Below are 21,244 nucleotides of genomic sequence, written 5' to 3'. Positions count from 1 at the left end.
TTCACGGCCGGACCCGGCGGCTAGGGTGGTTCACATGATCGACTCGACATCGGCCTTGCGGGCACTGCTGTACGACGGCCGTGACGGGGACGGATGGATCCCCGTCACCGGCGGCGAGTCCGGGGCCGATGTCTTCCGCTCCGAGGACGGCACCCGATACGCCAAGGGCGTCCCCGCCGATTCCGTGACCTCGCTGGAGGAGGAGCGGGACCGCGTCGAGTGGCTGGGCACGCAGGGCGTTCCGGGCCCGCGCGTCCTCGACTGGCGCGCCACGGCCGACGGCGCCTACCTGGTGACCAGCGCCGTCGCGGGCGTCCCCGCCGATCGGGTCCCGGCCGCGAAGCTGCGGGCGGCCTGGGAGAAGATCGCGGATGCCGTACGCCGCCTGCACGACCTGCCCGCTCGCAGGTGCCCGTTCGCGCGGGATCTCACACGGATGTTCGCCATGGCCCGCGACGTCGTCGCGCGAGGCGCGGTCAACCCCGAGTTCCTCCCGGAAGAACAGCAGGACACGCCCGCCGGCGAACTGCTCGCCCGCCTCGAACTCCAGCTGCAGCACCGCCTCGCGCAAGAGGCCGCCGAGACGGTCGTCTGCCACGGCGACCTGTGCCTGCCCAACATCATCCTCGACCCGGAGACCCTGGACGTGGCGGGCTTCATCGACCTCGGCCGCCTCGGACGGGCCGACCCCTACGCCGACATCGCGCTCCTGCTCGCCAACGCGCGGGAGACGTGGCCCGACGAGCGGCAGGCGGGCTTGGCGGACGAGAGGTTCGCCGAGCGGTACGGCGTCGTCCTAGACCGTGACCGCGAGCGGTTCTACCTCCACCTCGACCCGCTCACCTGGGGTTAGCGCCGGTGTAAATCTACAATGTAAAGGGCGTCGGTTAGAGCAAAACCCATCCAAAACGGCACAAAACCACAAACTCTGAAACGGGCCTCAGGATTGGCCGCAGGCCGCGGGGCAGAATTTGACCTCGGGGTAGCGTGCGGACGGCTTGTCCAGGAGGGGCTGCCGTTGCGATTTCAGGTGCTGGTCGAGGAAGGCCGCCACGTACGTGCGGGTGAGCTCGGCGGCGCGCGCCGCGGGCAGGATGCCGTAGGCGGGTTTGATGCCGAGGGCGCCTGACAGGAGCGGGAGGTCGGTGAAGGACTGGTGGTCCGCGCCTGACAGCACGATCCAGCGCTTCCAGCCGGTGAGCAGTTTCCAGTCGCGATCCCACGAGTTGTCGCGGCCGCCGGGGATGTGCTGCGGTGAACCGATGAACATGAAGGGCCGGGAGAATCCGGTTTTGGGGATCCGGGCGTAGGTGGTGCCGTCCATATCGATCCCGGCGCGTATCCGGGGGTCCTTCACCATGGTCGCCATGGCGCCGGCCCCGCCGATGGACTGGCCGACCATGGCGATGTGGGAGCGGTCGATCCGGTCGGCGCCGTTCCAGGTCGAGGGCAGTTGGTCGAGCACGAACGAGACGTCGGCGGCCCGGCCCGCGACCACGCCGGTGCCGAAGCCGGGGTCGGCGTCGCTGTCGCAGGCGAGACATTCGGCGATGCGCCCGTCGGCGAGGGTCGTGGCGTAGCTCTCGTAGGTGTGGTCGATGCCCGCGACGACGTAGCCGCGGCTGGCCAGGTCCTCGGCCAGGGCGGTGAGCGTGCTTATGGGTTTGGTGAAGCCGGGGGAGAGCACCACCAGGGGAAGGTCGCGGCCTGTGGGTTCGGCGTCTTTGGTGGCGTTCGTTCGGGTCTTGCTCAGGGTGTCGTCAGGGACGCCCGCGATCCTGCCTCCCTTCAGGGTGAGCTCGGATTCCTTGGGGGTCATGTACGGGGCTCGCTGTCCGTCGCGCTGCTTGGTCGGGTACCAGAGGGTGACCTTGAGCCGTCTGGTTGTGGCGTCGAGGTCCCAGGGGTCGGGGCGGGAGGTGTCGTTGAGGTACAGGGTGGTGGTGCCGACGGGGTGGGGGCCGGTGGGGGCGGGCAGGGTGGCGGGGCCGGTGGGTGTGGCCGAGGGGGCGGCGGAGCGGGGCGGGGTGGGTGCGGAGCAGGCGGACGCGGCGAGGACGGCCAGTCCGGCGGCGACTGCCAGGAGGTGTCTCATCGGAGAGGTCCGTTCACTTGTGCAGTAGGGCCAGGGCCTTGGCCAGGGCGGGGTCTCGCCCGGTGGCCGCGTCCTTCGGGGTGAGGGGTACGTGGTGGTCGGGGGGTACGCCGATCCGGTCGATCACCTCGTGGTCGGGCCCCAGGTGGTGTCGGGTGGGAAAGCTCAGTGTGGTGTTGTTGGCGAGGAGGTACGGCTGTGCCGGTCCGGAGATGACGCCGGCGGTTCTGGTGCCGATCAACTGGCCGACGCGCAGGTCTTTGACCGCGGAGCTGAAGTGTTCGCAGGCCGAGGCGCAGCTGCGGTCGATGAGCACCATCAGTGGCAGGTTGACCAGTGGGACGGTGTCGTCGGTTCGCAGGGTCTCGCACTTGCCGTCGACGGTGCACAGGTGGGCGGTGGCCTTGCCGTGGGCGAACGCGCTCTCCAGCCGGATCGCCTCCTGGGGGCTGCCGCCGCCGTTGCCGCGCAGGTCCAGGACGACGCCGGTGAGGGTGCGGCCGGTGCGTAGTCTGGTGATCGCCTTGAGCACTCTGTCGGCGGAGTCGGGGGCGAATCCGCGCATCCGTACGTAGGCGATGTCGTCGTCCAGCAGTTTCGACTGGACCACTTGCAGGGTGGCCAGGTCGCGCTGGTAGAGGCCGGGTTTGAGCGTCGCGTTCCAGCGGCGGCCGGTGCTCTGCCGCAGGAGCCGCAGCCGGACCGGGCGCGCCTCTGGGTATCGGGGGTAGAGGGCGGCGATGGCGGGGGTGGGTTTGCCGTCGATGAAGGGCGCCGATCCGTTGATCGATTCGATGAGGTCCCCGGGGCGCAGTCCGGCGGCCTGTGCGGCGCCGCCCTGCACGGTGGTGACGAACAGCGGGGGGAGGGCGACGCCGGGGTTGCCCTGCACCTGCGGGCCGTTGACGTTCGCCTCGAGGCCCAGGCCGTAGCCGTCGCCGTCGTGGTAGTCGGGGGGTCGTTTGATGTCGTGGGCCCAGGCGGCGTGGTTGTCGCCGAGGGCGGCGACGAGGGCTTCGAGGGTGGCGACGGCCAGTTTGTCGCGCAGGTCGGGGACCTGGTCGGTGGTCTTGCGGTAGGCGGTCTCGAAGGCGGTCCAGTCGGCTTTCCGGTCGCCGGTCAGCGCCGGCATGGTGGCTTCGGGCAGGTCGCGTCCGTTGCGGTTGAGCTCCTGGGTCAGGGCGGCGAATGCGGTGGTCAGGAGCGAGCGGGCGTCCAGGGTGGCGCCGCTGTAGTAGTTGCCGAGGATGCAGAAGTACGCCTGCTCGATGACGTCGATGGTGGTGGCCGTCTCGGCCGCGGTCGGGCCCTGGGGGCGCGCGCAGGCCGTATCGGCTGCGGCGTTCGCCTCGCTGCGCGGTGGCGTCGGCGCCGTGCAGGCCGCCGCCAGGAGGAGGGCGAGTCCGGCCGTCATGGTCCTGATGATGGTCATGACAGGCGCCTGCGGATCCACCAGAAGGAGAGCCAGGTGAGGCCGAGGGTGAGCAGGGCGTAGATCCCGGTTTCGATCCACTGGAAGGGCCAGAAGCGCTCCAGTGGCTGGTAGGTCGCCTTCTGCCGGTAGCCGAGCCGGTTGATCTCGGTCGTGCACGCGCCCATGATCGGTGATGCCGACGGTGCGCAGGGTCCCGACGTCGTCGAGACCTGGACGATCCCGATTCCGGGCTCGGGGCCGGCGGTCGGACGTCCGGACGGATCGACGAGATCGCTGGACAGGACCCAGGCGCCCGCGTGGCCGGGAACAGCCGCATTCAGGCGAATCTCCACACGTCCGCCTTGGTCCCGGTTTATGCCAATGCCGTCCACGTTCGTCTGGCTGAGCTCGAAGGTCGAGGTGACCGGGGGCATCAGGTGGGGCCGGACCAGCAGCGGCATGGCGAGCTGGATCGCGGCGAAGACGGCCAGCGTGAGGGCCATGGCGGGCAGGGTGCGGCGCATCAGCATGCCCACGGTCACGCCCAGGACGAAGGCGAACGCCGCATACCCCATCGGGGCGATGCCGCGCGCGCCGAACACCAGGGGAGCCATCAAGGCCAGGTCGCCCGGGGCCGACTTGTCCAGGGGATCGGACCACCAGGTCACCGCGAGGCCGCACAGGCAGGCGGCGGCCATGGCGACCAGGCCGGTGAGCCCGAGCTTGACCGCCAGCCAGCGGCCGCGGGTGATGCTCTGGTTCCAGACCAGCAGATGCGTGCCGGTCTCCAGCTCGCGGCTGATCAACGGTGCTCCCCAGAAGAGCCCGACGACAGCGGGCAGGAGCAGCACGATGAGGCTGACGGCCATGAAGGGCATGTCGTACCCGTCGAAGAACCGGTCGTAGAAGCGGCCACAGGTGTCGTCCTGAGTGCAGGCGGCGATACCGGTGGAGTAGTCCGAGGCCAGGTCCGGGCCGGTCAGGGCCAGGACGGTGGCGAGGATGACGAGCAGGGCGGCCATCATCGCGGCCGAGCCGCGCAGCTGGCGCCAGGTCAGCCAGATCATCGCTGGACCTCCAGGGCGACGCGCCTGTTCTCGGCGGTGCGCTTGTCCATGTAGGCCAGGACGAGGTCTTCCAGGCTGAGCCGGCTGATCGTCCAGGCGGGGTCGTGGATCGGGGCGTCGGTACGGATGATGAACGTGCTCTGCCGTTCGGTATGGCGTGCGGAGATCACGTGCTGGTCGGCGGGCAGCCGGTCGGGGTCGCGGCGCGGGCCGGTGAGGCGGTGATGGGTGGCGAGCAGCTCCTCGACCTCTCCGGCGATCTGGACGCGGGAGTCGACGAGCACGACGAGGAAGTCGCAGACGCGTTCCAGGTCGGAGACCAGGTGGGAGGAGAGCACGACGCTGAACTCGTGCTCGACGGTGGCCTCCATCAGTCCCTGCAGGAACTCGCGGCGGGCCAGCGGGTCGAGTGAGGCGACCGGCTCGTCCAGGATCAGCAGCTCGGGCCGTTTGGCCAGGCCCAGGGTGAGGGCGAGCTGGGCGCGCTGGCCGCCCGACAGATTGCCCGCTCGGTGTCCGGGGACGAGTCCGAGTTGCGCGATGCGTTCTCGTGCCGCGGTGTCGTCCCAGCGGGGGTTGAGCCGGGCTCCGAGCCGCAGGTGTTCGGCGACGGTCAGGCTCGGGTAGACGGGGGTGTCCTGGGCGACGAACCCGATCCTGGCCAGCTGGGCGGGTGTGGCCGCGGGCCGGTCGCCGAGCACGGTGATGCCGCCCGCCGAGGGTTGGAGCTGGCCGCTGGCGAGCTTCAGGAGCGTGGTCTTGCCGGCTCCGTTGGGGCCCACGAGCCCGACGACGTGGCCCGCCGGGATGTCGATGGTGCACTCGCGCAGCGCCCAGCGTCTGCCGTATTTCTTGCCCAGTGCCTGGGCCTGCAGGACAGCGGTCACGCTATGTCCTCCTGAGCGAAGGTCCGAAAGGTGGTCATGAAGAGGGCCTCGATGCTTTCGTCGTCGAGGCCGGCTCGGCGGGCCTTGGCGAGCCAGCGCTGCAGTTCCATCCGCAGCGGGCCGTGCGCGGCCAGGGAGGTGTCGGCGAGCGTCGCCGTCACGAACGTCCCCACCCCTGGCCGGGCGGCCACCAGGCCCTCGTGCTCGAGTTCGCGGTAGGCCTTGAGGACGGTGTTGGCGTTGATCGCCAGTTGCGCCACGACCTCCTTGACGGTCGGCAGCTGGTCGCCTTCGCGTAGGAGGCCGAGCCGCAGCGCGTGCCGTACTTGCTGGACCATCTGCAGGTACGGCGAGACACCCGACCTGCCGTCCAGATGGAACTCGATCACCGATTTCTCCATTTATCTAGCTTGCTAGCACTTTAGGACTCTAGATGTTAAAGGATCATAAGGATCGGTGTCGTCGGCCCAGTCAGCAGGCGTGTCAGCGCGCTCACGATCGCGCTCGTCGTCGCAGGCCGTCACCGGCTACGACGGTGGTGGGCTCCAGTGCCGGGGGGAAGGCGTCGATCCCGCCGCCAAGATCCGCTACTGGACCGAGACCTTGATCAAGGCGCCCCTGCGCACGGTCTGGGGGCTCCAGACCGACGTGGAAGGCTGGCCCACCTGGCAGAAGCCCGTGACCAGCATGAAGCGCCTGGACCCCGGCCCGCTCCGCGAGAACTCGCGGTTCCGGTGGACCACGCCGGTGCCCGCGACCCCCGTCAGCCCGCCGACCACGCTGGTCATCACCTCCACCGTGCGGCAACTGCAGCACCACAAGTGCATCCGCTGGACCGGCCCGGCGATCGGCGAAGGGCTGCGCATCGACCGGGGCGTCCATGTGTGGACCTTCACGCAGGTCAAGGGCGGTGTCCTCGTACGGACCGAGGAGACCCATGCCGGGGACCAGATCGAGACCGATGTGCCCCTGGCCACCGACTTCCTCGGAAAGGGTCTCGAGGCCTGGCTGCACGCCCTGAAGGCCACCGCCGAGGCCCGCACCGGCGACCGCCGCTGACCCAGGGCGGCCCGGAGCCCCGCGGCTTCGGGCCGGCGCCGCCCACCGCGGTGGCGACGACGGCGGTGATCCGGATTCCGTACTTCACGGATCTTCCCTTCCGCGGGTCGGCCGGGTGGGACCGACCAGGGCGCCGACCGGACACTTCCCGGGCAAAGTCCCGGGGCTACCGCGCCGTCGCCTGCCCGTGCAGGAGGTCGAGGGTGAGGGGCGGCACCGGCGGCAGGGGCTCGGCGTGCTGGGCGCGGAAGGACTGCAGCAGGTACGCCACCAGCCGCCGCGACCCCGCCGCCGCGACCTCGTTCGTCCCGGTGGCGACGCCGCAGTTGGCCTTGAGCAGCAGCGTCAGGTCGGCCGGGTCGAAGTCGGCCCGCAGCCGCCCGGCGGCCTTGGCCCGCCGTACCACCTCGGCGAGGCCCTGCTCGGCCCGCACCCGCGTGCGCTCGTAGTCGATCGCGTCGGGGAACGCCGTCAGGAACGCCTCGGTGAACCCCCGGTCGGCGACCTGCATCGCGCACACCGTCTCGATCATCGAGCAGAACCCCCGCCACGGGTCCGGATCGGCCAGCGCCTCGTCCACGACCGACGCGCACGTGGCCAGCTCGTCGCCGAACACCTCCGTGATCAGCGACTCCCGTGAGGGGAAGCGCCGGTAGAGCGTGGCCACGCCGACCCCGGCGCGCCGCGCGATGGCCGCCATGGGCACGTCGAGCCCGCGCGTGGCGTACGCCTCCCGCGCGGCCTCGAGGATGCGTACGCGGTTGTGCCGCGCGTCGGCCCGCAGCGCCGGCGCGGGCTCCATCTGAGAGGGATGACCAGGCATGTTTCTCACATTAGCGTAAGTGGACGGTCCCATCCGTTTAGCCCGGTAGCGTCGCTCACGTGGAGATGAATGCGACTGAGATGCGCGCGGCCCTGTTCGACCGGTACGGGCCGCCGGAGGTGCTGTATGTGGGCACGGTGCCCAAGCCGGTCCCCGGACCCGGTGAGGTGCTGGTGCGCGTGCACGCCATCAGCGTGAACGGCGGGGAGCTGCACGGCCGGGCGGGCAAGGTGCGGCTCGTGACGGGGCTGACGCGGCGGGGGTTCCCGAAACGCATGGGGCTCGACTTCACCGGCGAGGTCGTCGCCCTGGGCCCGGACCCGGCCGAACCCGGCCCCCGGGTGGGCGATCGGGTGTGGGGCGTGCTGGGCCGCACGTTCGGCAGCGCCGCCGAATATCTGATCGTCCGGCCCCGTCAGCTGTCCCTCGTCCCGGCGGGCCTGGACCTGGTGGAGGCCGCGGCGCTCCCGGTGGGGACGACGGCGATCACGGCGCTGCGCGACAAGGCGGAGCTGCGGCCGGGCGAGCGCCTGCTCGTACGCGGCGGCAGCGGCGGCGTGGGCGTCGTGGCGGTGCAGCTCGGCAGGGCACTCGGCGCCCACGTCACCGCCCTGGCCGGGGCGCGCAACCTCGACCTCGTCCGTGACCTGGGGGCCCACGAGGTCTACGACTACGCCACCACGCGGCCCGCTGATCTGCCGCGGTTCGACGTGGTCCTGGACACCGTGGGCACCGAGCACCCCGCCTACCGGCGCCTGCTGACCCCGTCGGGTCGCATGGTGGCGATCGCCTTCGACGTCAACCGGGCCGCCTCGACGCTGTCGTACCTCGCCGCCTCCACCGTGTACGGCCGGCGGCGCGTGCGCTTCTTCAGCGGTCAGCCCACCCACCGCCTTTTCGCCGATCTGGCCCGGTACGTGGAGAGCGGCGCCATCCGCCCGGTCGTGGACACCGTGTTCCCGCTGGAGGAGATCGCCCAGGCGCACCGGGCGCTGGTGTCGGGCGGCGTGCGCGGCAAGATCATCGTCCGCGTCGTCTGAGACCCGGCGTCGCCCAGGGGCGGATGGTCAGGGCTGGATGAGGACCTTCAGCGCGGTCCTGCCGTCCATGGCGCGGTAGCCGTCGGGCACCTCGTCCAGCGTGACCGTGCGGTCGAACACCCGGCCCGGCTCGACGGTGCCGTCCAGCACGCCGGGCAGCAGGTCCTCGATGTAGGCGCGCACCGGGGCGGGGCCGCCGGTCAGGGTGATGTTGGGGCCGAACAGGCTGCCGAACCCGACCGGGGCGTCCTCGTACTGCGGCACGCCGACACGGCTGATCACCCCGCCGGGGCGGACGATGCCGACCGCCGTCTCGTAGGCGTTCATGTAGCCGACCGCCTCCAGCACCGCGTGCACGCCCTGGCCGCGGGTCAGCTCGCGTACCTTCTCGATGCCTTCGGCGCCGCGCTCGGGTACGACGTCGGTGGCGCCGAAGTCGATGCCGAGCTTGGTCCGGTCGTCGTGGCGGCCCATCAGGATGATTCGCTCGGCGCCCAGTTGCCTGGCCGACAGCACGGCCAGCAGGCCGACCGCGCCGTCGCCGATGACGGCCACCGTGGTGCGCGGGTTGACCTGGGCCTGCTTGGCGGCGTGGTAGCCGGTGCCGTACACGTCGGCCAGGGTCAGCAGCGACGGCAGCAGCTCGGAGTCCTCGCCGACGGGCAGCTTGACCAGGGTGCCGGCGGCCTGCGGGACGCGGATCGCCTCGGCCTGGCCGCCGCCGACGTCGCCGGAGGCCCAGAAGCCGCCGTTGGGGCAGGAGGTGTGCAGGCCCTCGCGGCACAGGGCACAGGTGTTGTCGGAGTAGGCGAACGGCGCCACGACCAGGTCGCCGCGCTTGAGCCCGGACACCTGCCCGCCGAGGTCCTCGATCACGCCGAGGAACTCGTGCCCCATCGGCGTGCCCTGCTCCGAGGCCGGCAGGTTGTGGTACGGGTGCAGGTCGCTGCCGCAGACGCACGAGCGCAGGATGCGGACGATCGCGTCGGTGGGCTCGCGCAGGACCGGGTCGGGCGCGTGCTCCACGCGCACGTCGCCGGCACCGTACATGAAAGTAGCTCGCATCAAAGGTTTTCCGTCTCTTGTCTTCGTCGTCGGGCATGCGGCGGGGCGGCTCCGGGGCCACGGGCCGCGGCCACTCCCGCCGCCGCGTCGAATGCCAAGGTTTCCCCTGGGCAAGCTCCATAGAACAGGCTCACCCGGGCATGTGGCAGGGCCTGCCGTTACAGGTAATGGCAGAGCCCCCCATGAGGTCAGCGCTGGTCAGCGCTGGTCGGCGGCCGTCGGCTGCGCCTCGGCGAGGTCCTGGGTGGCGGCCCAGCTGGCGAGCATCCTGAGGCCGTCGGCGCCGGGACTGCCGGGGGCGGCGGTGTAGACGTTGAGGGTCAGGCCCGGCTCCGACGGCAGCTCCATCGATTCGAAGTCCAGGTCGAGCTGGCCGACCACCGGGTGACGCAGCCGCTTGCGGCCGCTGCGGTGGAACTGCACGTCGTGGGAGGCCCAGCGCTCCCGGAAGACCTCGCTCCGCGTCGACAGCTCGCCGACCAGCTCGATCAGCGCCCGGTCGTGCGGGGCGCGGCCCGCCTCCAGCCGGAGCATGGCGGCGGCGTCGTTGGCGATCCGGTCCCAGTCGACGAAGAACTCCCGCGCGGCCGGATCCAGGTAGAGGAAGCGGGTGGTGTTCGCCGGGCGGCGCGGGTCGGCCAGGACGGGCGAGTACAGGGCGCGGGCCAGGCGGTTCATGGCGACGATGTCGTGGCGGCCGTTGCGTATCCAGGCCGGTGCGTCCGTGATGGCGTCGAGCACCTGCTGGATGGCGGGCCGTACCGTGGCCGGCGGCGTGCGCCGCTGGCGCTGGCCCGGCCCGGCCGCCCGGGCGAGCGCGAACAGGTGCTCCCGTTCGGCCTCGTCCAGTTGCAGGGCGCGGGCCAGGGCGTCCAGCACGCTGTCGGAGGCGCCGGACAGGTTGCCGCGCTCCATGCGGACGTAATAGTCGATGGAGACGCCGGCGAGCATCGCGACCTCCTCCCGCCGCAGTCCCTGGACGCGGCGGTTGCCGCCGTAGGCGGGCAGTCCCGCTTGCTCGGGCGTGATGCGGGCGCGCCGCGTGCTGAGGAACTCGCGGACTTCGGCGCGGTGCTCGATCTGGCCCATAACCCCAGGGTAGGCAAGGTGACGGGCGTGAAGGAGGTAACGCCAGTACCCCGAACCACCGTCGCTCCCTCGGCCGCCCGGATCCCCGTTGGCTGGCGGCATCCGACCGCACAAGAGGGGCAGCATGCGATCCATCCGCGCCGACGGCACCGCAGAACAATCTTCTGCGGCACGCCCGACCGCGATCCTGGCGATCATCCTGATCGGCTATTTCATGATCCTGCTCGCTGCCGACGCCGGAGCCGCCTCCGGCCTGGTCAACACCGCGCATCAGCTGGGTATGGCCCTCGGGCTGGGCGTTCTCGTCGCCGTCTCGGCGCCCGCCGGGGCGCCGGACGGCCGGGCGGCGGGGGTCAGCCGAACTGCCAGCCGAGCAGGTTCCAGTGCAGGCAGAACCAGACGAGGGCCAGCATTCCGGCCAGCAGGGTCACCTGGTGAGCGCGGGCCAGGACGCCGAGGTGCCGGTGTCTCCAGCCGATCACGGTGGTGGTGATCGCGGCGATGGTGAGGGCCAGGAACAGCGGGGGAAGGAGCAGCAGAACCCGCAGGGAGGCCGGCACGCCGTACAGGATGCTCGTGTCCCCGATCAGCGTCAGCGTGAACAGGACGACGAACACCAGCCCGACGGCGCCGCCCAGGCCGGCGAGCAGGCGACCGGCGCGCCAGGCGCGCGGCGTCGCCGAGGGGCGTCCGCGCAGCCGCCGGACCGCGGCGGCCAGTGGCAGGCCGAGCACGGCCGTCAGGGCGGTGACGGCGAACGCCAGGACGACGATGACGTTGGCCGGAGGGGTCTCCCACCAGGAGATGAGCTCGTAGGCGGGCCCGTCGGTGGCCGCGTAGGTGACGCCGGCGCCGTCCGTGACGAACGCCAGCCGCTGGGAGCCGCCGTCCTGCTGGTAGAGCCCCGCAGCCAGCGGGCTCCACGTCATGCCCTTGAAGGCGAGCTTCCCGCCGGCCTCCACCCGCAGCCGGGAGGAGGTGGTGAGGGTGAGCACCTTCTCGATGGTCGACTCGACCGTGCGGGCCGGTCTGTAGAAGCCCGCCACGGGCGTGGCCGACTTGAAGGGAGGAGCTGAGGGCGCGGCGCGCTCGCCCGGCAGGAAGCGGTCGAAGAAGGCGGGCAGGAACTCGGTGACGGCGTCGATGCCGCCCACGCTGTTGGTGGAGACGAACAGGCCGATGTCGGCGTCGGGCACCAGCAGCAGCGCGCTCTGGAAGCCTTCCCAGCTGCCGTCATGCATGATCACGCGATGCCCGTTGAGGGTCTGCTCCTTGAATCCGTGGGCGTACCCGTCGATGCGGGGGTCGGCGGCGAAGGACCGCTGGTGCATGAGGCGGGCGGTGGGCTCGTCGAGGAGGGGCCCGTCCTCCAGATGGGCGATCATGAAGCGGGCCATGTCGTCCGCGGTGGCGCTGATCGATCCGTCGGGCGCGAGGTTGTCGAAGACGAAGGGTTTGCGCTGGTACGTCCCGTCCTCGTAGTCGTAGCTGCGTGCCTGGCCGGCGGCCAAGGGGGCGGGGACCGGCTCGGAGGCCGTGCTGTGCCGCATGCCGAGCGGGTCGAGGATGTGGTCCTTCACGTACTGGTCGTAGGGCTGCCCGCTCACCTCCGCCACGATGTGCCCGGCCAGCGCCGCGCCGTAGTTCGAGTAGGCCGACACCTGCCCGGGCGGGCGCACCCGCGCCGGCACGTGCTCGGCGAGATACGTGCCCAGGGGCGGCACGTCGGCCTTGCTGCGCGCGCCCACGCCGATGGTGCTGTCCTCGAACCCGGCGGTGTGGTCCATCAGGTGCGCGAGCGTGATCGGCTGCGGGTACGTCGCGGGGATGCGGAAGGTGGTGAGGTAGCGGTTCGCGTCCGCGTGCAGGTCCAGCCTGCCGCGCTGCACCTGTTGCATCACCGCGGTCCAGGTGAACAGCTTGGTGATCGAGGCGATCCGCACCAAGGAGGTGCCGGGGTCGAACGACGTCCCGTTCTCGCGGTCGGCCAGGCCGTACCCCTTGCTGAAGAGGATCTTCCCGGCGCCCACCACCGAGACCACCGCGCCCGGCACATGGTTGATCCGCAGTCCTTTGGCCATCGCGGCGTCGAAGAAGTCCGCCAGCTCACGGGTGTCCGGAATGCGCGCCGAGGCCGCCGCCGTGGCGGGAGGCCAGAGGGCAGCCAGCGACAGGGCGGCGACGATCAGCAGGCGGAGGAGGGGGACTGGGCGCACGGCGTGACTCCTGACGTTGTCGGGGTCATCAACGCTGGCGCCTGCGCGGGCCCGGCCGCATCGCCATCACGGCCATCGCCGCATCACACTAAAGTCGGAGATTTCCGGACGGCTGGCATCGACGGTCGTAGGAGGTGACGCACCGCCGCCCTGGCTACGCTGGGCCGATGGTGACGTACCGGGAGGCGCTGCGGCGGGTTCGCGCGCCGGGCCCGCGCGCGATCAGCGTGGCCTCCGTGACGGTCTGCCTGTTCCTGACGGTCCTGGCGGTGAAGACGCCGTGGGCGCCGCTGCCGCGCGTGGTCATCGCCGCCGCCGCGCTGGTCGCCACGGGTGCGGTGTGGTTCCGCGATCGGTGGCCGACCGCGGTCGCCGCCGTCGGGGCGGGCGCGTACGCGCTGTCGGGCAACCCCGGGCCGCTGCTGATCGGCCTGTTCTCCGGCGCGGGAGCTCGGCTGGGCGCGCGGTTCGCGGCGCTGGCGGTGATCGGCGTGGCGGGGTTCGTGGCGCAGCAGTGGGTCGACGACGGCAGGCTCGGCACGGACGCCCTGGTCCCCGCGCTGGCCGCCACCGCCGCCGTGCTGGTGCCGGGCGGGTACGTCGCCACCCGCCGCGAGCTCACCCGATCACTGCGCGAACGCGCGGAGCGCGCCGAGGCCGAACGGCACCTGCGCGACGAACAGGCCAGGGCCGCCGAACGCGGCCGGATCGCCCGGGAGATGCACGACGTGCTCGCGCACAAGGTCACCCTCATCTCGCTGCACGCCGGCGGCCTGGAGGTCAACCCCGGCGCGGCACCGGCACGCATCGAACGGGAGGCGGCGCTGATCCGGGGCACCGCGCAGGAGGCCCTCGAAGAGCTGCGGAAGATCGTGGGCGTGCTGCGGGCCGGACATGACGACATATTTCCCGACCTGCGGCGGCTGGTGGAGTCCTGGGCGGCGGCCGGCAACATCGTCACCCTGCACGGCGACCTCGACACGCTGCCGGTGGCCACGGCCCGGGCCGCCTACCGGCTCGTTCAGGAAGGGCTGACCAACGCGCACAAACACGCCTTCGGAGCACCCGTCACCGTCTCGGTGACCGGGAGCCCGCAGGACGGCATCACCATCACGGTCACCAACGAGCGCTCGCTCCAGCCCGCCGCCGCCCCCTCCGGCGCCGGGGCCGGTCTCGTGGGCCTGGCAGAACGTTTCCGGCTGATCGGCGGAACGGTACGCGGCGCGCCCGACGATGGGGGAGGCTGGCGTCTCGAGGGCCGGTTGCCGGGGGACACACATGATCAAAACGCTGCTGGTGGATGACGAGTCGCTGATCCGCGCCGGTCTGCGGTTCATCCTCGAATCCGCACCAGACGTGGAGATCGTGGGGGAGGCCGCGGACGGGGACGAGGCGGTCGACGCCGTTCACCGCCTGGGGCCGGACGTCATCCTGATGGACATCAGGATGCCGCGGACCGACGGCCTGGCCGCCACCGAGGCCATCCGCCGGCTCGTCCGTCCGCCCGCGGTCGTGATCCTGACCACGTTCGACAGCGACGAGCACGTCTTCACCGCCCTGGAGGCCGGGGCCTGCGGATTCCTCCTCAAGGACACCTCGCCGCACGACCTGATCCGTGCCGTACGCCTGGCGCACGGCGGTGACGCGATGCTGTCCCCGCAGGTGACGCGGCGGCTGATCCACCGGGTCACCACCGACGCGCCCGTCCGGCGCCGCCGGGACGCGCTCGCCCGGCTGGAGACCCTCACCGGCCGCGAGCGCGAGGTGCTCACCGAGGTGGGGCTCGGCCGCTCCAACGCCGAGATCGCGGCCGGCCTGCACATGAGCGAGGCAACGGTCAAAAGCCACATCTCCCACCTGTTCGACAAGCTCGTCGTCACCAACCGGGTCCAGGTGGCCATCGCCGCCTACCGCGCCGGCCTGGTGGACTGAGCATCTCCGCACGCGTCGACGGGCAGTGCCTCAAAGGACGCAAGCGGTGCGCATTTTGCTGCAGAACGGAATTCTGTACCTGCCTAGTGTCGGGCGCGGCAACATCCGCAACCGAACGAGGAAGCATCATGCGTACACGTTTCACCACAACCTTCGCCGCCGCCCTGCTCGTCGTCTCCGGGACGGCCGCGACCGGCGCGCAGGCGTCCGCCGGCGGCGACCAGCCACAGGACAAGCCCGCCGTCGTCCAGCCTGTGACGATCGCCGCCGAGCCGCCGCCCGGTTTCTCCTCCTGGGACGAGGTCCTGCAGGTCCAGGGCAAGCTCGACGCGACGGCCGAACGGCTGAAAGCCGCCGGCGGCGCCCTCGACGGCTTCGGCAAGATCACCGAAGCCGTCGAGGAGCGCCGGGTACGCCTGTACTGGAAGGGCGACCCGCCCGCCGAGATCCGATCGATCGTCTCCGGGTCGGACAGCACCGTCGACGTGGTGCCCGCCCGCTACTCCGCGCGGGAGCTGAACCGCGAGAGCGAACGTCTGAGACGCATGTCCAGCGACACGGAGGGCTTCCGGATCGTCCAGATCAACCAGTCCCCGCAGGACGGCCTGCGGATCGGCGTGACAGGGTCGACCGACGCCGCCGCCGCGTCCAGCGTCGTCAGGGAGGCCGGCGTGCCCGTCACGGTGACCGAGGGCCGTCAGGCCGAGCCGTTGTCGCGCATCGCCGACACCATGCCGTACTGGGGCGGCTCCGCGATCACGATCGGCCGGCCTGGTCTGCCCAGCGTGAGCGGATACTGCTCCACCGGCTTCGGGATCCGTGACCTGAACACCGGGGACCGGTTCCTGCTCACGGCCGACCACTGCCGCCAGTCCGGCGAGGTCGTCCTGGTCGGCAAGCTCGACGCCGGCGCCACCGGCACCAAGATGGGTACGGTGAGCGGCGGCGACCCCGACAACGACTCCCTGAAGATCCGCACCAGCACGGACGGCGTGATCTACAACAACAACGCCACCACCGAGTTCAGCAACCCGGTGATCGGGTCGAAGTACCCGTTCGAGGGCCAGTTCCTGTGCACCAGCGGAGCGTTCACCGGCACCCGGTGCAACGCGAAGGTGGGCGAGGTGGACATCGAGTTCGGCCGCCCGGACGGCGGCTGGAGGTACCCGATGGCCCAGCTCGACAGCGTCACCGGGACGATCCTGGCCGGGCAGGGGGACAGCGGCGGGCCGGTCTTCCAGGTCAACCCGCAGAACCACCGCCAGGTCTTCGCCGTGGGCCTGATCAGCATGGGCCGCGCCGGCGACACCGGCAGCCGGTGCGAGACCAGCGGCGGCGGGAACCCCTCGACCCCGCCGCTGCCGAACTCCAGGTGCTTCGCGCACATCTGGTTCACCTACGTCCAGGAGATGGAGGACGCCTACGACGCGGCCGTCCTCACCTCCAACGCGCCGTAACGAGGCGGCCGCCACCTCCGGCACGGGCCCGTCCGTCCCGATACCTCCGGGGGCCACCCCCGGAGGTATCGGGCGAACATTGCGACGAGCTCGTCCTCCCGGTTCCCCGCGCCGGCCCCGGCTGGCCCGCGGGCCGAGGGGTGGTTACTGGAGCCCGGCGCGGACGGACGTGATGCGCTGGGTGTTGAAGCCGAGCCAGTGCATCCGGCCCACATACCGCGCGTGCTCGACCTTGAGACAGCGGTCCATGATCACGGTCACGCCGCCGTCCCCGGCGATCCGCGCGCCCTCCTCGTTGATCACGCCGAACTGGCACCACAGGGCGCCGGCGCGAATCGCCACGGTCTCCTCCGCGATGGCGGGCAGCGCGTCCGGCGCGCGGAAGACGTTCACGAGGTCCACCGGAACGGGCACGTCGAGCAGGCTCGGGTAGCTGGTCTCCCCGAGGATCTCCCTCTCGCGGGGGTTCACGGGGATCACCCGGTAGCCGTGCCGCCTGAGGTAGTAGCCGACGAAGTAGCTGGCTCGCAGCTCGTTGCCCGACAGGCCCACGATCGCGATCGTCCTGGTGGAGTGCAGCACGCGCTGGATCGTCAGCGGGTCCTGGTATCGCCCGAGCTCGGTCATGGCGTCTCCACCTTCTTTCCGTTCGTCCCGGCGACGCGGGCGAAACCCTGCTCCAGATCCCAGATCAGGTCCTCGACGGACTCGGTGCCGACCGACAGCCGCACCGTTCCCGGCCCGACGCCGGCCGCCCGCAGTTCGTCGTCGCCGAGCTGGCGGTGCGTCGTGCTGGCGGGGTGGATGACCAGGCTCTTGGCGTCGCCGACGTTCGCCAGGTGGGACCAGAGCGTCAGGCCGCCGATGAGGCTCTGCCCGCCGGTCCGGCCGCCGGCGCAGTCGAAGGAGAAGACGGCGCCGGCGCCGCGCGGGAGGTACTTCTCCACCAGCGGCCGGTACCCGCTGTCCGGCAGGCCGGGGTAGGTCACGTTGGAGGCCAGGTCGTGCGCCTGGAGGAAGGCCGCGACGGCCCGCGCGTTGTCGACGTGGCGGTCCATGCGCAGCGACAGCGTCTCCAGCCCCTGCAGGAACAGGAAGGCGTTGAACGGCGAGAGCGCGGCGCCGAGGTCGCGCAGGGTTTCGGCCCGCAGTTTCATCAGGTAGCCGTAGGTCCCGAACGTCTCGTGGAACCGCAGGCCGTGGTAGGCGGGCGACGGATCCGCGACCACCGGGAACCGCCCGTTGGACCAGTTGAACGTGCCGGCCTCGACCACGACGCCGCCGATGCTCGTGCCGTGGCCGCCGATGAACTTGGTCGCCGAGTGGATCACGATGTCGGCGCCCCACTCGATCGGGCGGCACAGGTACGGCGTCGCGAACGTGTTGTCCACGATCAGCGGCAGCTCGTGCTCGTGGGCGATGGCCGCCACGGTCTCGATGTCCAGCACGTTACCGGCGGGATTGCCGATCGTCTCGCCGAAGAACGCCTTCGTGTTCGCCCGCACCGCCTGGCGCCACGCGTCCGGATCGTCGGGATCGACCCATGTCAGCTCCACGCCCATCTTGCGCAGCAGGTGCTTGAGCTGGTTCACCGTCCCGCCGTACAGCGCCGAGGACGAGACGACGTGGTCGCCCGGCTGCAGCAGCGTGAACAGCGCGGCCGCCTGCGCGGCGATCCCGCTGGCGAACGCCACCGCGCCGCTGCCGCCCTCGAGGCTCGCCACCCGCTCCTCGAACACCGCGACGGTCGGGTTCATGATGCGCGAGTACGTGTTCCCGTACTCCTGCAGGTTGAAGTACGCCGCCGCGGACTCGGGGTCTTCGAAGACATAGCTCGTCGTCTGGAAGATCGGCACCGCACGGGCGCCCGTGTTCGGGTCGGGCCGCTGCCCGGCGTGCAGTTGCCGGGTCTCGAACCCGAACGCGCGGGCTTGCTCGGCACGGGGGAACTGATCGGTCACGAAGACCCCTTCCTCGACGTCGCCCCGGCCAGGAACCGGCGGATGATGGGCGTCTGCCGCGCCTCCTCGAGCAGGAAGCAGTCGTGGCCGTACGGCGCCTCGATCACCTCGAACTCGACCGGTTTGCCGAGGGCGCGCAGCGCCTGCTCGATCTCCTCCGACGCCGACGGCGGGTACAGCCAGTCGGAGCTGAAGGCGATGAGCAGCGTCCGGGCGCAAACGCCTTCGAGGGCCGGTGAGAGAGACCCGCCGCCATGCTGCCGCGCGAGATCGAAATACGTCAGCGCGCGCGAGGTGTAGAGGTAGGTGTTGGCGTCGAAGCGCTTGACGAACGAGTCGGCCTGGTGGCGCAGGTAGCTCTCCACCTCGAACTCCGGCTCGCTGATCGTGTAGCGGAGCGCGTCGGCGGACTGCAGCCGCCTGCCGAACTTCTCGCTCAGCGCGGGTGCGGACAGGTACGTGATGTGGCCGACCATCCGCGCCACCCCCATGCCCGCATGGGGCGCGCGGCCCGTGCCGTAGTAGTGGCCGCCCTGCCAGGCCGGATCGCGCATGATCGAGTCACGCGCGATCGCGTTCCAGGCCACCCCCTGCGGGTGGAGGGCGTGCGTGCTGGCGATGGCCACGACCGCGTCGACCTGGTCAGGGAACAGGACCGCCCACTGCAGCGCCTGCATTCCGCCGAGCGAGCCCCCGGCCACCGCCGCGAGCCGGTCGATGCCCAGGACGTCGAGGAACGCTCGCTGCGTCCGTACCATGTCCGCGACCGTGACCACGGGGAAGTCCGGCCCGTACGGCCTGCCCGTCGCCGGGTCGATCGACGACGGACCCGTCGTCCCGCGGCAGCCGCCGAGCAGGTTGGTGCAGATGACGAAGAACCGGTCGGTGTCGAACGCCTTGCCGGGGCCGATCATCCCGTCCCACCAGCCGAGCCCCTTGCCGCCCGCGCCGTCGCGCTCCTCGGCCCCGAAACCGTCGCGCGTGCTCTGGCCGGACGGCGCCTTCGCCAGGCCCGCGGCATGGGCGTCGCCGCTGAGCGCGTGACACACCAGGACGACGTTGTCGCGCCGGGGCGAGAGGGCGCCGTAGGTCTCGTAGGCCACGCGGACCGGGTGCAGCTCCCGGCCGCAGTCGAGGTGTAGCGGCTCCGGCAGGTCGAGGTAGCGGGTTTCCACGGTGCCGACCGTGCCGATCGTGCCGGCCGCGAGCGCCGGGGCTGGCTGCGACATAGGGCTATGGTAGCCGCCACGGCGCGTGTATGGTCAAATACCTACCGGAAATGCGGGAAGAGCCGGAAGGGGCGGGACATGACCACGGTCGCCAATGGCGTGAACGTGCAGGCGCTGCTGGACGCGCGCGAGGCGCTGAAGGGCGCGCCCGAGGCCGCGCAGTTCGTCTGGCGGGCATCCTCCAGGTGGCAGAACGGCGTCCACAGCACCACCACGGTCAAGGAGTTCTTCGGGCTCGGGCAGGAGCAGAGCCACCGGACCGAAGCGGTGTTCGACGCCGACCACCCCGAGGTCTTCGCGGCCGAGGACAACGGCATCACGCCGATCGAGTACCTCCTCGTCGGCCTGGCGAGCTGCCTGACGGCCGGCGTGGCGTCCGTCGCGCAGAACCGCGGCATCCAGCTGCGCTCGGTTGAGGCGACGCTCGAAGGCGAGCACGACATCCGCGGCATCCTCGGCGTCGACGCCGACGTCCGCAACGGCTTCAACGACATCAAGGTGACGTTCACCATCGACGCGGACGCCTCCAAGCAGGAGATCGAGGCGCTGGTGGCCCAGTCCCAGAAGCGGTCGGCCGTGTTCGACGCCCTCACCAACCCGACGAACGTCACCGTCGACGTCGCCTGAAAGCCTGAAAGCCTGAAAGGCCGAGCCATCGAGCACGTCACCACGGTCGTCATCGGCGCGGGCCACGCCGGTCTCGCCGCGAGCCACTTCCTGCGCGAACGGTCGCTCGATCACCTGGTGATCGAGCGCGGCGAGGTGGCGAACTCCTGGCGGCGCGAACGCTGGGACTCCTTCCGGTTGCTCACCCCCAACTGGCAGAGCCGCCTGCCGGGCCTTCGCTACGAAGGCCCGGAGCCCGACGGCTACATGACCACGAAGGAGGTGACGCAGTTCATCGGGCGCTTCGCCGCGTTCTCCCGGGCTCCCGTCCGGACCGGCACGAACGTCACGTCCGTCCGGCGTACCGGCGACGGATACCACGTGACCACGAGCCGCGGCGAGATCCGCTGCCGGACGGTGGTCATCGCCAGCGGGGCCTGCAACCGGCCGGCGGTGCCGCGGTTCGGCGACGAGGTGCCGTCGTCCGTCGAGCAGCTGACGCCGTTCGACTACCGTGCCCCCGATCGGCTGCCCGACGGCGGGGTGCTCGTGGTGGGAGCGTCGGCGACCGGCGTGCAGCTGGCCGCCGAGCTGCGCGGGTCCGGCCGGCCGGTGACGCTCTCGGTGGGGGAGCACGTGCGGCTGCCCCGCACCTACCGCGGACGCGACGTGCTGTGGTGGATGGACGCCTCCGGCGTGTGGGACCAGCGATACGACGAGGTCGACGATCTCGCGCGGGCCCGGCGGCTGCCATCGCCCCAGCTCGTCGGCACTCCCGAACGCACGACGCTCGATCTCAACGCGCTCACCTCGATGGGCGTCGAGCTGGTCGGCCGCTGGGCGGCCGTGCGCGACGGATGCGCGCTGTTCTCCGGCGGGCTGCGCAACGTGTTCTCGCTCGCGGACCTCAAGATGGAGCGCCTGCTGGGCACGTTCGACGAGTGGGCGCGTACGCGCGGCCGCGACGCCGAGGCCGGCCCGCCCGAGCGCTTCGCGCCGACCCGGGTGCCCGAGTCGGCGCGCCTGCGGCTCGACCTGCGGAGCGGCGAGATCCGCACGATCGTGTGGGCGACGGGTTTCCGGCCCGATTACGGCTGGCTCGACGTGCCCGTGATCGACGAGAAAGGCCGGCTGCGCCACGACGGCGGCGTCGTCGACAGCCCGGGACTGTACGCGCTGGGGCTGCCCGTGCTGCGGCGGCGCAGGTCCACGTTCATCCACGGCATCGAGGACGACGCGCGCGAGGTGATCGACCACCTCGCGCGGTATCTGGCCGTACGACGGTGATCCCCGGCCGCCCGGAC

General features: G+C 71.2%; 20 protein-coding genes. 8 read left to right on the top strand and 12 right to left on the bottom strand.

Annotated features, from left to right (window positions below):
- The first annotated feature begins 34 nt into the window (after nt 1-34).
- Complete coding sequence (locus tag ABZX61_RS21295; protein ID WP_355196876.1) at nt 35-853, top strand: APH(3'') family aminoglycoside O-phosphotransferase; 819 nt, start codon at nt 35-37, stop codon at nt 851-853.
- An 87-nt stretch (nt 854-940) separates the two neighbouring features.
- Here the strand turns inward: ABZX61_RS21295 and ABZX61_RS21290 are convergent, their stop codons facing one another.
- From ABZX61_RS21290 to ABZX61_RS21270, 5 genes are read right to left on the bottom strand one after another with little or no spacing between them, the layout of a single operon-like run.
- Nucleotides 941-2,095, bottom strand: coding sequence for an alpha/beta hydrolase (locus ABZX61_RS21290; protein WP_355196875.1), 1,155 nt, complete (start codon nt 2,093-2,095; stop codon nt 941-943).
- Between the two features lie 13 nt (nt 2,096-2,108).
- A complete protein-coding gene (locus ABZX61_RS21285; RefSeq protein ID WP_355196873.1) occupies nt 2,109-3,527 on the bottom strand; it encodes a S41 family peptidase in 1,419 nt (472 codons plus the stop codon).
- Nucleotides 3,524-4,576, bottom strand: a complete 1,053-nt coding sequence (locus ABZX61_RS21280) for an ABC transporter permease (RefSeq protein WP_355196871.1) — start codon at nt 4,574-4,576, stop codon at nt 3,524-3,526. Before ABZX61_RS21280 ends, ABZX61_RS21285 begins: the two co-directional genes overlap by 4 nt.
- Nucleotides 4,573-5,463 (bottom strand): ABC transporter ATP-binding protein, encoded by an 891-nt coding sequence (locus ABZX61_RS21275; protein ID WP_355196869.1) that lies wholly within the window; start codon nt 5,461-5,463, stop codon nt 4,573-4,575. Before ABZX61_RS21275 ends, ABZX61_RS21280 begins: the two co-directional genes overlap by 4 nt.
- Entirely contained in the window at nt 5,460-5,852 is a 393-nt protein-coding gene (locus ABZX61_RS21270; RefSeq protein ID WP_350730930.1) for a GntR family transcriptional regulator, read from the bottom strand. Before ABZX61_RS21270 ends, ABZX61_RS21275 begins: the two co-directional genes overlap by 4 nt.
- A 91-nt stretch (nt 5,853-5,943) precedes the next feature.
- On the opposite strand from ABZX61_RS21270, the gene ABZX61_RS21265 reads away from it, so the two are divergent.
- Nucleotides 5,944-6,522: an SRPBCC family protein gene (locus ABZX61_RS21265; protein ID WP_355196867.1), complete on the top strand. Its 579-nt coding sequence runs from the start codon at nt 5,944-5,946 to the stop codon at nt 6,520-6,522.
- Between the two features lie 166 nt (nt 6,523-6,688).
- Here ABZX61_RS21265 and ABZX61_RS21260 read toward each other — a convergent pair whose 3' ends face one another.
- Nucleotides 6,689-7,345, bottom strand: coding sequence for a helix-turn-helix domain-containing protein (locus ABZX61_RS21260; RefSeq protein WP_355196865.1), 657 nt, complete (start codon nt 7,343-7,345; stop codon nt 6,689-6,691).
- 65 nt (nt 7,346-7,410) lie between these two features.
- Between ABZX61_RS21260 and ABZX61_RS21255 the strand changes: the two genes are divergently transcribed.
- Nucleotides 7,411-8,385 (top strand): NAD(P)-dependent alcohol dehydrogenase, encoded by a 975-nt coding sequence (locus tag ABZX61_RS21255; RefSeq protein ID WP_355196863.1) that lies wholly within the window; start codon nt 7,411-7,413, stop codon nt 8,383-8,385.
- Nucleotides 8,386-8,412: 27 nt separating this feature from the next.
- Here ABZX61_RS21255 and ABZX61_RS21250 read toward each other — a convergent pair whose 3' ends face one another.
- From ABZX61_RS21250 to ABZX61_RS21240, 3 genes are all read right to left on the bottom strand, one after another.
- Nucleotides 8,413-9,450, bottom strand: a complete 1,038-nt coding sequence (locus ABZX61_RS21250) for a zinc-dependent alcohol dehydrogenase family protein (protein WP_350730924.1) — start codon at nt 9,448-9,450, stop codon at nt 8,413-8,415.
- 198 nt (nt 9,451-9,648) lie between these two features.
- Nucleotides 9,649-10,530, bottom strand: a complete 882-nt coding sequence (locus ABZX61_RS21245) for a helix-turn-helix transcriptional regulator (RefSeq protein WP_355197076.1) — start codon at nt 10,528-10,530, stop codon at nt 9,649-9,651.
- A gap of 362 nt (nt 10,531-10,892) precedes the next feature.
- Nucleotides 10,893-12,755, bottom strand: a complete 1,863-nt coding sequence (locus tag ABZX61_RS21240) for a serine hydrolase domain-containing protein (protein ID WP_355196861.1) — start codon at nt 12,753-12,755, stop codon at nt 10,893-10,895.
- A 167-nt stretch (nt 12,756-12,922) separates the two neighbouring features.
- Here ABZX61_RS21240 and ABZX61_RS21235 point away from each other — a divergent pair, with 167 nt between their 5' ends.
- The 3 genes from ABZX61_RS21235 to ABZX61_RS21225 all read left to right on the top strand — a co-directional run bounded on the left by ABZX61_RS21235 (nt 12,923) and on the right by ABZX61_RS21225 (nt 16,144).
- Nucleotides 12,923-14,059 (top strand): histidine kinase, encoded by a 1,137-nt coding sequence (locus ABZX61_RS21235; RefSeq protein ID WP_355196859.1) that lies wholly within the window; start codon nt 12,923-12,925, stop codon nt 14,057-14,059.
- A complete protein-coding gene (locus tag ABZX61_RS21230; RefSeq protein ID WP_355196857.1) occupies nt 14,034-14,687 on the top strand; it encodes a response regulator transcription factor in 654 nt (217 codons plus the stop codon). The genes ABZX61_RS21235 and ABZX61_RS21230 overlap by 26 nt, the downstream gene beginning before the upstream one ends.
- A gap of 128 nt (nt 14,688-14,815) precedes the next feature.
- A complete protein-coding gene (locus ABZX61_RS21225) occupies nt 14,816-16,144 on the top strand; it encodes a hypothetical protein (protein ID WP_355196855.1) in 1,329 nt (442 codons plus the stop codon).
- Nucleotides 16,145-16,288: 144 nt separating this feature from the next.
- On the opposite strand, the gene ABZX61_RS21220 is transcribed toward ABZX61_RS21225, so the two are convergent.
- The 3 genes from ABZX61_RS21220 to ABZX61_RS21210 are packed head-to-tail and all read right to left on the bottom strand — an operon-like array spanning nt 16,289 to nt 19,334.
- Nucleotides 16,289-16,771, bottom strand: coding sequence for a CoA-binding protein (locus ABZX61_RS21220; RefSeq protein WP_355196853.1), 483 nt, complete (start codon nt 16,769-16,771; stop codon nt 16,289-16,291).
- Nucleotides 16,768-18,105 carry an O-acetylhomoserine aminocarboxypropyltransferase/cysteine synthase family protein gene (locus ABZX61_RS21215; protein WP_355196851.1) on the bottom strand — a complete coding sequence of 446 codons (1,338 nt, stop codon included), beginning with the start codon at nt 18,103-18,105 and terminating at the stop codon, nt 16,768-16,770. Before ABZX61_RS21215 ends, ABZX61_RS21220 begins: the two co-directional genes overlap by 4 nt.
- The gene (locus tag ABZX61_RS21210) at nt 18,102-19,334 is read right to left on the bottom strand and encodes a homoserine O-acetyltransferase (RefSeq protein WP_355196849.1); all 1,233 of its coding nucleotides are present in this window, start codon (nt 19,332-19,334) and stop codon (nt 18,102-18,104) included. The genes ABZX61_RS21215 and ABZX61_RS21210 overlap by 4 nt, the downstream gene beginning before the upstream one ends.
- Nucleotides 19,335-19,412: 78 nt before the next feature.
- Here ABZX61_RS21210 and ABZX61_RS21205 point away from each other — a divergent pair, with 78 nt between their 5' ends.
- Together ABZX61_RS21205 and ABZX61_RS21200 are read left to right on the top strand one after the other, a co-directional pair.
- The gene (locus ABZX61_RS21205; protein ID WP_355196847.1) at nt 19,413-19,961 is read left to right on the top strand and encodes an OsmC family protein; all 549 of its coding nucleotides are present in this window, start codon (nt 19,413-19,415) and stop codon (nt 19,959-19,961) included.
- Between the two features lie 12 nt (nt 19,962-19,973).
- Entirely contained in the window at nt 19,974-21,227 is a 1,254-nt protein-coding gene (locus tag ABZX61_RS21200) for an NAD(P)-binding domain-containing protein (RefSeq protein WP_355197074.1), read from the top strand.
- The last annotated feature ends 17 nt before the right edge of the window (nt 21,228-21,244 follow it).

This window comes from Nonomuraea sp. NPDC003709 (assembly GCF_040610775.1).
GTDB lineage: Bacteria > Actinomycetota > Actinomycetes > Streptosporangiales > Streptosporangiaceae > Nonomuraea > Nonomuraea angiospora_A.
This window is presented reverse-complemented; position numbering and strand designations above follow the sequence as displayed.